Origin of the sequence: Methanomassiliicoccus sp. (assembly GCA_033485155.1) — an archaeon.
Classification (GTDB): Archaea; Thermoplasmatota; Thermoplasmata; order Methanomassiliicoccales; family Methanomassiliicoccaceae; genus UBA6.
Window position 1 is genome coordinate 81,609 of sequence record JAWQJJ010000011.1, and the last position, 11,018, is coordinate 92,626.

Here is an 11,018-nt window from a genome sequence, read left to right on the forward strand (position 1 = left end):
CGATCGGGGCGATCTTCAAAATCCTGGTTTGATGGACACAATAAATTCATCATCTCGGCCCATCGACCTCCATCGAAGGACTGTTGCATGTACCTCGACGAAATTATATTTCGCGCCCTGAACCATGCGGGCTCCGATTCGTTTCTGGACCTGACAATGGTCTTTTTCACTGCCCTGGGGGCGTGGTACATCTTGTTGCTTGCCGCACCCGTTCTGTGGTGGCGCAAGCAACGGGAGCTGGGATTCGATGTCGTCGTCCTGCTAATCGTCGCATCGCTTGCCGTTGAGGGGCTGAAGCTGCTCATCGCCCGTGATCGACCATACGCCATACTTGCGGACGTGCACATGCTTCAGTGGGGCTTTATCACAGATCCGGGTGGCTATTCCATGCCCAGCGGCCACACCACCTTGGCCTTCGCCGTGGCGACGCTGATTGCCCTGGGAACCAAGGTCCGGTGGGGCGCTGTGGCCTACATGCTTGCCGCCCTCATCGGCCTCAGCAGGGTGTACCTGGGAGTGCACTGGCCGTCAGATGTCCTGACAGGGGCGCTCCTCGGCATCCTGCTGGCGCTCGTGATGCAATGGGTCAGATCGCATGACAATACATACGCCGGGGCAAGGGACAAGGTCGTCGTCTGGCTGCGGAACCTGGAGCGCAGATGGGATCCATAACCATCGGACCATCGATGACCGCACTTCATGGTGGCCTTCGGGGGCTCCTCTCTACAACATCGGCCGATGGGCGCTGAACAAGCCCAAAGGTGAGCCGATCAAGGAGCTTGTGGTGCCGGCTGGGAAGATGGGAAGGATAACCCAATGATACTCGGTGGTTGCTAGGGGATTCAGTTCCCAGCCCGACTCATCACTCTCCGAACAACAATTATTAACGGTTTTGCCTGGCCTGGAGATTCGGCCAGTCAGCGCCTAGGTTCATGAGTTATTCTTATTGCTCCGTTGCTTCCTTTGAAGAAGGGAGAGCGATAATGAGTGAACGTCCTCGTGGTGGGGGAATGAGCGATGATGTCACGCCCGATCTTGATCACAGGGGCGGTCGAGAAACGGAGACTACACCCAAAGGTCCGCCGGTCGATCGACGCCGGAGGAAGCCCGGTATCAGGATGGTCATGTTAGTAGCGGCGATCGTCATCGTCATCACAATCATCGTCATTTTCTACCCATTTACCGTTCCCGCGATAAGTGGACCGGTGACCACACCCACCACTCCGACGGTGTTTGACTACACCATCACCGGCGAGGATGGCACCTACAACGTGACCGACACCGATGGTGTGCCATTCTATACCGGCGATGACGCTTCCGCAGCCATCCAGACCGCTCTTGACTCAATGACGTCGGAGAGGACGGCGAAAGAAGCCGTCCTGCTAGAAGGCGATTTCATCATCACCGAGACGATCCACATTCCCAGCTATACCATCCTGGTGCTGAACGGAACGGTCACATGGGGAAGCGACGAGACCGGATACATGCTCACTGCCAGTGGTCAGAAGAACTTTGAAGTGCAGGGCGGAGAATGGAACGGTAGCCGGGAGGAAAGGTCCGCCACTTCCGGCAGCAACCCCATGGAGTTCAACAACTGTCATGATCTCATCATCGCCAACCTCCAGATCCATGATGGAGCGTACGACAACATCGAGTGCATGGGCTGCACCAACGTCGCCATCGTCAACGTGGAATCGTACAACTCGACCTGGGACTCCTTCATGATGGCGTGGTGCTCGAACTCGCTGATCGATCGCTGTCACATCCATGACAGCGATCAGGGCGGCTGCTACTTCTACTGCGAAGACGACGGCATAGTTCAGCACATCGACAACAACATAATGCGGAACAACCGCGTGGAGCGCACTCTGACCTCCGGGCTGTCGCTGAGCCCCCGTGGGGCCGAGGACATCGTCTCCAGCGGCCTAATCGAGAACAACACCTGCATCGACTGCGGCCAGGACTCTCAGCATCCTGGCATCAACGTCGGATGGAACTCGACCAACCTGGCTACCAACACCGTGGTGCGCAACAACCTCATCTACTCGACATCCAGCGCCGGCGAGGGGGGGATCGAGCTGGCCGGTGACGGCTGCCAGTGCTACGGCAATACCATCAATGACACGCCAGGGTATGCCATTCACCTCGTCGGGATAAACAACCGGGTCACCAACAACGCCATCAACCATGCCGGATGGAACGACAGCATGGCCGGCATATCGATCGTGGGAAGCAACAACGTGGTTACTGGAAACACCATCACCAACTGCCCCTCCTTCGGCATCCGCGTGTACAGCGGGAGCGGCAACACCATCTCGCCGAACACCTTCTCCGGGAACGGCCGAGACACTGGCTAGATCGATTCCCCTGTTGCGTATCTCCAGGGAACTAGCTCCAAAGAGCGCTGGATCGGGATGATGGGGGCCCAGTAAAAACTTAATGTTGGGGAAGTTGGAGAAGGCTGGACCCCCATCAACGATATTGAAAACATAACGATATTTAAGGAGAACCCCGTAAATCGTTGTAAGGATTCTGACAGAATCTACTCCATGGTGATCTGTTAGGGGATTCCTACATGATCGTCATGCAGCTCACCCATTATTTTACAGGGGGATCGTCCGCATGATTGCATAGATTCATGTCCCCACTATTTTTATCGAAACAGTCGAGGGAAGCTAGCCTTGGCTCATCGGTTTCCAGGAGATCGTGAAGGAGCATGTCGATATTCATTTCCCCTCGCTTCCAAAGCACCATCGACCCACAGAAGCTGCATGGGCTCTCGACGGATAATTCGTTGAACCCGTACTTGATGCGATTCGAGGCCCCGCATGCCGGACACTCCCTTGCCTTGATCGCAGCCGCGCATTCGTTCTCCATCGTCGTCGAGATGTTCCCACCTAAAAGACGTCGTTTGCGGTGGGAGGTGAGTGAAAGTGTGTCTAGTAAAAGTGACCATATGGCACGGTCCCACACGGATTGGTCATTGTGGAGTTCGTCCGCCCTGTCAAGGCTTCAAGCCCTGTATCGAGCTAAACTCGAGACTCTCCAGCCGAAATGGCCTTCGATACCTGAAGACGCCAATCTATTCCCTCATGAGTGGTGCTGAGCTAGGCGGCTTCCCATGAATGGGCAGGCCGGCTTGGCAGTAGAGAAAGGGTTCCAGACTTCGAGTAGCGTATTGCAGGACCCCTCCAGAGGGAGAATGGACGACGGAGAGAACAGTTAATATTCCACTCGGCCATCTAATGGCCATGACCATCACCAACGAGATCATGAAAAACATCTACGAACGCCGCTCCGTCCGAGCCTATGCTGACAAGAGCGTTCCCGAAGATATTTTACAAGAGATTATCAAGGCTGGGTTTCACGCTCCCAACGGTGCCAACACCCAGGGGCTGCGGTTCGCCGTCATAACCAATAGGTCCAAGCTCAAGGCCTACGCCGAGAAGGGCCGTCTTATGTCCCTGTCTGCCTTTCAGAAGATGAACGAGGCGCGACCGAACGACATGACCGCCAACATGGTCAAGCAGCTCTCCAACCCCAACAATGACATATTCTACGGCGCTCCGGCCATCGTGTTCGTCTTCGCCACACCGGCCTGCCTTACTCCGGTGGAGGATGCTTCCCTGGCCGCGGAGAACATGATGCTTGCCGCGAAGAGCCTGGGCCTCGGCAGCTGCTGGATCGGTTTCGCCAAGGGTTTGACCTATGACCCCGAGTTCGTCAGGGAACTCAACGTCCCCGCCGATCACCAGCTGGTGGCCCCTATAATCCTCGGGTATCCCAAGAAGGAAGAGATGAGGCCGTCGGCCAGGGGGGAGCCGCAGGTACTCGGTTGGCTGAAATAAACCCGCCAGGGGGCTGGGTCCGAGTTTGACATAGCGGTGGCCATGGGAGGTGATTCCGAGGGAGGCGATTTGTTCGCCCCCGAAGACCCTTCTCGACAATGAGGCGGATATGCCGCCGACTTCCCATCACCGGCATTTTCCGGCCTATGATTTCGAGCCATCATTTAGAAGTGCCGGACCTCAGTCTCTTTTTATGCGGGGACGGTGATGCTTGGGCCATGAACTTGATGAACGAGACCTACGTCGTAAAACTTCATGGCAAGGGCTTTACCGAGTTCTATTTCAAGGACCGCGGGGGCTGGTTCAAGATCAGTTCGCAGGGGCGGAGGTATGATGCGACCGCTGAGCAGGTCCTGAACCACCTGTTGCCGGCGGTAGCTGGGATCAAGCCGAACGTGACCATTGAGGTGGAGCATTACGAGGACCCGGAGAAGAGGGTCTTGCCTGTTGCAAGGGAGTGAAAGTGCGGGCAGTTCGATGGCAGAGCTTCCGTTCTAGCCTTACCCCTTTGCACCTTTTTTCCCCTTGGCCTTCTTCCCATTTTCGCTGATCAGACGTGCCCTGACCTGGGCAAGTTCGGCAAGCCCTTCCGCCGACACCTCTGGATAGTGGAGATCGAGCTGCCTTATGGTGCCGGTGATCACTGCCGCCACCAGGGTCCGGGCGGCCCATTTGTAGTCGGAAGGAATAACGTACCAAGGGGCCCATTTGGTGCTGGTGTTGTTGAGCATGTCCTCGAAGGCGTCCTTGTACGCGGCCCAGTGGTCACGCTCCTGGGCGTCCGCAGCGGAGAACTTCCACAACTTCTTGGGATCCTCCAACCGGTCCAAGAATCGCCGCCGCTGTTCCTCCTTGGAGATGTGGAGGAAGAATTTTAGGATGACCGTTCCGTTGCGGCTAAGATGCCGTTCGAAGGAGTTTATATCATCGTACCGCTCCCGCCAGAGGTCCTTGCCACACGTGGTCTCGGGAAGCTTCTGCAGCCGGAGGAGCTCGGGATGGACCTTGATCACTAGGACTTCTTCGTAATGGGAGCGGTTGAAGATGCCGATCATGCCCCTCTCCGGGACTGCCCTCATCTGCCGCCACAGGAAGGTATGATCCAGTTCTTCCGCCGATGGCCGCTTGAAGCTGGTGACCTGGCAGCCGGAAGGGTTCACCCCAGACATAACGTGCTTGATTATGCCGTCCTTCCCTGCTGCGTCCATGCCTTGGAAGATGATAAGCACGGAATAGGTATCGGAAGCCCACAACAACTCCTGAGCTTCCCTCAGCTCGGCGAGGTTCTTATCCAGGACCTCGCTGGCCTGCTCCCGGACCTCGTCCTTCCCCATCCTCTTCAGCTCCTCATGCGGGGCCCAACCGGTTTCGCGGTCCTTCAGCCTCACATTCTCCCCCGGCCGTACCAGCAGGTTCTCGAAGATCTCCCGCCGAAGTTTCCTGTTGCCCGTCACCGACATGAGCCTACTCCCCAGCCATAGGGCCGTCTATGCCCTCCCCACCTGGATCGTCCTAGCCTTTGGGGCGCGGTACCCCTTGATCCCCAATGCCTCGGCTACCGCCTTCAGGGTGTCGATCTCCTCCTCGCTGTACCTCTCTAGGCCGATACCCAACAGCTCACCGCTGGCCACCGACTCGCCGACCGCCTCACCGATGGCCAACAGCCATTGTTTGAATTCCTCCCCCTCTACCGGGGACGCCTTCTCAGCCAGGATCTGGGATACCTTCCGGCAGGCCTGCAGCGTCTTATCCAGGTATTCCTCCCTCCCCTTGCGGAGGGATCGGAAGGAGACTTCTTCGCCCGAGGCCCTTTCGGCCTCAACAACCGCTTCCTGCACCAGCGTGTTGGACGCGAACCGCTTGGCCGCCGAGGAGTAGGCCTCCTTCAATGCCTTGGCCTTCTTCCTCACCCTACGAGGGACGTCGCGATTGGCAATAAGAATCGCATGCCCCACCATGCTGGCGGTGGTGGCCAGCAGCCCTCGATCCTCCTTCGTCAGATCGATTCCCTTGATCATTTAGCGATCGCCTCCTCGCTCATCGGCAACACCTCGGACACCTTTCCCTTGTACTGTCCCATGTACAAATCGTAGTAGAATCCTCTGCGCGTCATGAGTTCCTCGTGGGTGCCCCGCTCAATTATCCTCTTATCATTGATGACCAGGATCTGATCGGCGTACCGGATGGTGCTCAGGCGGTGGGCGATTACGAAGCTGGTGCGGCCCTCCTGCAACTTACGGATCGCCTCCTGTATCTTGCGTTCGGTCCTTGTATCGACGTTACTGGTGGCTTCATCGAGGATCAGCATCCGGGGGTCGGCGATCATGGTCCGGGCTATGGTCAATAGTTGCCGCTGTCCCTGACTGAGGTTCGCGCCCCCCTCGCTGAGCATTGTCTCGTAACCGTTGGGAAGATGGCGTACGAACTCGTCGCAATTGGCTTCCATGGCCGCTTTCAGGCACTCCTCATCGGTAGCGTCCTCCCGGCCGTACCTGAGGTTGTTCATCACGGTGTCCGAGAACAGGAACGGTTCCTGCTGGACCGCGGCTATCTGGCTGCGCAGGGAGTCTTGCCTCACTCTGCTAATGTCCTGCCCGTCAACGAGGATCGTGCCACTGTCTAGGTCATAGTATCTTGTCAGGATGTTGATTATCGTGCTCTTGCCAGCACCGGTCGGCCCGCATAACCCTATCATCTGGCCGGGCTTGGCCTCGAAGCTTACCCCGGAGAGTATCTTCCTCCCTTGAACATAGCTGAAGTCGACGTCCCTGAACTCTACATGCCCCTTTGCGAGGTCAAGCGGAGCGTCGGAGAGGTCGACCACGTCAGGCCTCTCGTCGAGGATCTGAAAGATGCGCCTCGCTCCGGCCAGAGCCACCAGGATATAGTTGAAGTTCGCGAAGATGGTGAACAGAGGTATGACCAGCAGTTGAGCAAAGGAGAAAAAGGTGACCAGGGTGGAGACGGGCATCTGCGCGCGGATGACCATTACAGCCCCCACCAGGGCGACCACCGCTATGATGAGGTTGGTGAACAGAGTGGTCATCGGCATCGTGGTCAGGGCAAAGATCTGAGCCTTGGCCCCGGTGTCGCGGGCCTTCCTGCTGGCGACGGACAGTTCGCGAGAGGCACGATCCTGCTGTCGGTAGGCAATTACCACTCTCTCCCCTGAGATTGTTTCCTCCATCAACCCGTTGAGGTCGGCTACCTTCTCCTGGAGCAGGGCGTAGGCCGGTCCAGCGGTGCGTATCAGGAGCGTTACCACGCCCATCAGGAACAGCAGCAGGAAGATCACGGCGACCGCCAGCATCGCGTTGAGGAGCAGCATTGCCACCAGAGTGATGGTCAGCATAACGGAGCCGAGGATCATGGTCCCGAACGGTCCCTGGAACAGCGAAGTGATGACGTCGGTGTCATTGTTGATCCGGCTGACCAGCTCCCCGATGGGTTGGCGGTCGAAGAATCCCAAGGACAAACCCATGACGTGATCGAAGAGGTCCTTCCTGAGGCGATAGAGGGCGTTCTGGGTCACCCGGGCGATGAGCCGGAAGGCGACGTAGAGTGTCACCGCGGCCACCACCGCCGAGATCGCGATGACGATTGCGTATTCCCGGACCTCCGACAGGGTGGCCGAACCGCTCCCCAGGAGGCCAACCGCTTGCCCCAGGAAGATGGAGATCAGGAGGAAGGAAAGGACGCCAACGGTCATGAGGATAAGGGAGGCCGCGAACTCACCCTTTTTGATGGCCAGATAGCTCAGAAGGCGACACCCCGCTCGTCCTCTGTTCCTGGATCGACCGTTGCCGCCGCTCATGCCACGTCTTCCCTCCTCAGCCCGCCCAACTGGGAATCGAATATCTCCCGGTACAGCGGACTGGTGACCATCAGCTGCTTGTGGCTTCCCTCGGCTACGATCTTGCCCCCATCGATGAGGACGATCCGGTCGGCGGTCAGCACGGTGCTGATGCGCTGTGCTATGATCAGCTTGGTCGTTCCCGCGAGCTTGCTATCCATGGCGCCCTGGATCCGGGACTCGGTGGCGACGTCCACCGCACTGGTGCTGTCGTCGAGAATGAGCACCCTGGGCTGGGTGACCACCGCCCGGGCGATGGAGAGCCGTTGCCGCTGTCCACCGGAGAAGTTCGCCCCTAGCCGGGCGACCTTCGCATCATAGCCTTCGGGGATGGCGGAGATGAAGCCGTGGGCGTCAGAAACCTTGGCAGCATCCATCGCTTCGTCCATGGATGCCTCGGGCCGGCCGAAGTTGATGTTTCCTCCTACGGTCCCGCTGAACAGCACGGCCTTCTGGAGGGCGGTGACCACGATCTCCCTCAGCTGCTCTTGGGGAAAGTCCCGTACGTCGATACCGTCGATGGTCACCCGGCCCGAAGTCACGTCGTAGAACCGAGGCAGCAGATTGATCAGAGTGGTCTTCCCCGCCCCGGTGGAACCCAGAAGAGCGACGGTCTCTCCAGGCTCGATGATCAGGTTAATCCCCTCGAGATTGGACGTGCCGTCCCCGGAGTAGGAGAAGGACACGTCCTCGAACGCCACTCGGCCCTGTATCCTGCTGATCTCGATGGGCTTGGCATCGTCCTTGTCCTTGACGTCGGCCGGAGTGTCGAGTATTTGCGCTAGACGCGCCGCTGAGGCCTCGGCCGCGGTGATCTGGGGGAAGACCACCGACAGAACGATCATCTGGCCAAGGATGATCATGATGTATTGGCTGAAGGCCACCAGCTCGCCTACTTGGACCCTTCCTGCGAGGACGTCGGCCCCTCCGAACCAAATGGCCAGGCCGTTGGCCACTCCCAGAATGAGGAACACCGACGGGATGATAATCGCTGTGTTCCTCATGGGAGCGGTGGACGCCTCCTGAAGGGCAGTGTTAGCCCTGTCGAATCGCTCCCTCTCGTAATCTTGCCGGACAAAGGATTTGACCACCCTGATGCCGGCGAAGTCCTCCTGCAACGTCCGGTTCAGCTCGCCGACCCGCTGTTGGCGAACCTTGTATAGCTTCTGCAACACGATGGCGACTCCTCCCAGGACGACCGCGGTCGCCGGGATCACGACGACGAGTATCCAGACCAGAGACGGGCTGCCCAAGAGAACAAGTATGAGGGCGACAACGATCATGAAGGCTGAGTACAGAAGGAACCGAACACTGAGCTGCACGGCCTGATTTATTTGGGAGATATCGTTGGTGAGGCGAGCCAGCATCTCCCCGATGGGGATCCCGTCGAGGTTCTTGAACGAGAGGCTCTGGACCCTCTCATATGTGCGGGTTCGGAGAAAGTTGCCGGTGCCCTCGGCGAAAAGGACGGCGTAAGTGAGGGTCATGAACAAGCAGAACCCAGCCAGGCCGGCGAAGAGAAGCATGAGGAGAGACGAGTCCACCACGGCACCTAGGTTGTTCTGGTAGATGCCCAGGTTGATTATCCTGGAAACCTGGGTGGGTATGAGCAGTATGAACGTGGCTGCCGCGAGGGCGAACAGCTGGGAGATCACCAGAGATGGCCAGGCCCCTCGGTATATTCTCATCATCCGCCTGAGGTTCGGAAAGAAATCCACCATGCCGGTCCACGCTCCGGGCGATGCCGCTTACCTTGCTCATCTACTCTATTCTCGCCCTATATAACCGTTGTTCGGACTATCGACCCTTTCCTATTAGGGCCTGGGTGTCCCCCTTAGCCTGTCCGGATCCGCGCATAATCGGGCAGATGATGGTACCCGCATGAGGCCCTAAGCCTGCCAGCTGATCATTGTGACCTTAGCACTAGTCCATGGGGTTGATCCATGCTGGCAATTAAAAATAGGCACTATTAAAATTGGCGGGTGTCGGAGGTACATTTGATAGGTCTCAACTTTGGTTCCGCAGAACTAGTTCCCCAGGCGCTGATAAGATGGGCATATCGTTAGCTGGAGAGGCGGGAGCAGAGGCTCGATAGTATGAGTTTTACTGATATCTGAGTTGATAATAAGAGAACCCACGGCACAATTGTTTTAAGCTGATGCGTGGGTCATTTAATTTGAAGGGAAGCCCCAGTCATTAACCTTCCGAGACATGTGAATCCTCCAAAATGTCTAGCGAACGGGTGCCAAACCTCCTAGGGGCTTCCCTTGTATTTCTTGACCACATACTCCTGTAGAATTCCTGCTTTCTCCTTTCATATTATTATATTTGAAACATTATCTTTATAAATATCGGTAACCCATTCTCATGATGGTAGGAACCCGGTCCTCCACGGCAAAAACCATGACCGGACCCTTCTCACCTCGATGAACCGACCAACGTCATGGGGGTTTCCTACCATTCCTTATTCTCATCCCATTATCGAGACATTGAGTAAAAAATGATTAAGTGGTCGGAGCCAGGTCCATCTGGCTCACGACCGTTGTGATTTGGTCCTTGTTGACCATGCTGTCTATGTCCAGCAACATGATCAGCTTGTCCTTGAGCTTGCAGATCCCGACGAGGTGGGACGAGTCAAGCGAAACTGACATGGTCTTTGGCGGTGGGGAGATGCTCGAACGGGGGACCCGCATGACGTCCTTCACCGAGTCCACGATCATCCCAATCTGGTTGTTCCCAACCTCGGCAATGATGATCCTGGACTGGGATGTGGTGCCCTCCTCTGATAATATGCCGAACCGCTTCTTGAGGTCGATCACCGTGGTGATCTGCCCACGCAGGTTCATGACCCCGACGATGTAGTCGGCCATCATCGGCACCTTGGTGATATCCTTCACCTTTCCGATCTCCCGGATCTGGGAGACCTTCACCCCGAAGGTCTCCTTGCCCAAGATGAAGGAGACGAGCTGCTCCTCGTCCCCATTGAGCTCTACCTTTTCCCTCTTTCTTCTGGCCAAGGTATCGCCCCTTAGACCGAGGCCTTTATGCCTCTCTTGCCGAGCGCCTCTTTCACCTTCTGGGGAACCTTGGGAGCCTCGCTCCTTCCAGGATGCACTTTGGCCGCCGGCTTGGTGACCGAACGCTGTGTTGGCACTGGAAGCAGGCTCGTCCCCGTCGTTCCAGAGGATTTCTCATCGATGATGAAGGTCCCTGCCACCCGCTGGAGGTTCACGGCCATCTCGCTGAGCGACTGCGCCCTGGCGGTCATGTCCTCCATGCTCGCCGTGAGCTCCTGGGTGGACGACGCCGACTCCTCG

At 57.4% G+C, this 11,018-nt stretch carries 10 protein-coding genes; 4 read left to right on the forward strand and 6 right to left on the reverse strand.

Annotation, left to right across the window (positions count from 1 at the left end; genetic code table 11):
* Window positions 1-87: 87 nt before the first annotated feature.
* From SA339_13585 to SA339_13600, 4 genes are all read left to right on the forward strand, one after another.
* Window positions 88-672 carry a phosphatase PAP2 family protein gene (locus SA339_13585; GenBank protein ID MDW5564241.1) on the forward strand — a complete coding sequence of 195 codons (585 nt, stop codon included), beginning with the start codon at window positions 88-90 and terminating at the stop codon, window positions 670-672.
* A gap of 338 nt (window positions 673-1,010) precedes the next feature.
* Window positions 1,011-2,357: a right-handed parallel beta-helix repeat-containing protein gene (locus SA339_13590; protein MDW5564242.1), complete on the forward strand. Its 1,347-nt coding sequence runs from the start codon at window positions 1,011-1,013 to the stop codon at window positions 2,355-2,357.
* An 894-nt stretch (window positions 2,358-3,251) separates the two neighbouring features.
* Entirely contained in the window at window positions 3,252-3,848 is a 597-nt protein-coding gene (locus SA339_13595; GenBank protein MDW5564243.1) for a nitroreductase, read from the forward strand.
* A gap of 218 nt (window positions 3,849-4,066) precedes the next feature.
* Window positions 4,067-4,309: a hypothetical protein gene (locus SA339_13600; protein MDW5564244.1), complete on the forward strand. Its 243-nt coding sequence runs from the start codon at window positions 4,067-4,069 to the stop codon at window positions 4,307-4,309.
* A gap of 39 nt (window positions 4,310-4,348) precedes the next feature.
* Here SA339_13600 and SA339_13605 read toward each other — a convergent pair whose 3' ends face one another.
* From SA339_13605 to SA339_13630, 6 genes are all read right to left on the reverse strand, one after another.
* A complete protein-coding gene (locus SA339_13605) occupies window positions 4,349-5,308 on the reverse strand; it encodes a polyphosphate kinase 2 family protein (GenBank protein MDW5564245.1) in 960 nt (319 codons plus the stop codon).
* A 27-nt stretch (window positions 5,309-5,335) separates the two neighbouring features.
* Window positions 5,336-5,866, reverse strand: a complete 531-nt coding sequence (locus SA339_13610) for a hypothetical protein (GenBank protein MDW5564246.1) — start codon at window positions 5,864-5,866, stop codon at window positions 5,336-5,338.
* The gene (locus SA339_13615; GenBank protein ID MDW5564247.1) at window positions 5,863-7,662 is read right to left on the reverse strand and encodes an ABC transporter ATP-binding protein; all 1,800 of its coding nucleotides are present in this window, start codon (window positions 7,660-7,662) and stop codon (window positions 5,863-5,865) included. Before SA339_13615 ends, SA339_13610 begins: the two co-directional genes overlap by 4 nt.
* Window positions 7,659-9,389 (reverse strand): ABC transporter ATP-binding protein, encoded by a 1,731-nt coding sequence (locus SA339_13620; GenBank protein ID MDW5564248.1) that lies wholly within the window; start codon window positions 9,387-9,389, stop codon window positions 7,659-7,661. Before SA339_13620 ends, SA339_13615 begins: the two co-directional genes overlap by 4 nt.
* Window positions 9,390-10,205: 816 nt before the next feature.
* Entirely contained in the window at window positions 10,206-10,718 is a 513-nt protein-coding gene (locus SA339_13625; GenBank protein ID MDW5564249.1) for a chemotaxis protein CheW, read from the reverse strand.
* Window positions 10,719-10,729: 11 nt separating this feature from the next.
* A partial coding sequence (locus tag SA339_13630; protein MDW5564250.1) for a hypothetical protein occupies window positions 10,730-11,018 on the reverse strand: 289 nt, incomplete at its 5' end.

Bases quoted from the DNA above. Each gene is read 5' to 3' on its own strand.
- SA339_13605 (MDW5564245.1), bottom strand. From the start codon at position 5,308: ATGTCGGTGACGGGCAACAGGAAACTTCGGCGGGAGATCTTCGAGAAC.
- SA339_13595 (MDW5564243.1), top strand. From the start codon at position 3,252: ATGACCATCACCAACGAGATCATGAAAAACATCTACGAACGCCGCTCC.
- SA339_13615 (MDW5564247.1), bottom strand. From the start codon at position 7,662: ATGAGCGGCGGCAACGGTCGATCCAGGAACAGAGGACGAGCGGGGTGT.
- SA339_13620 (MDW5564248.1), bottom strand. From the start codon at position 9,389: ATGAGAATATACCGAGGGGCCTGGCCATCTCTGGTGATCTCCCAGCTG.
- SA339_13600 (MDW5564244.1), top strand. From the start codon at position 4,067: ATGAACTTGATGAACGAGACCTACGTCGTAAAACTTCATGGCAAGGGC.
- SA339_13610 (MDW5564246.1), bottom strand. From the start codon at position 5,866: ATGATCAAGGGAATCGATCTGACGAAGGAGGATCGAGGGCTGCTGGCC.
- SA339_13590 (MDW5564242.1), top strand. From the start codon at position 1,011: ATGAGCGATGATGTCACGCCCGATCTTGATCACAGGGGCGGTCGAGAA.
- SA339_13585 (MDW5564241.1), top strand. From the start codon at position 88: ATGTACCTCGACGAAATTATATTTCGCGCCCTGAACCATGCGGGCTCC.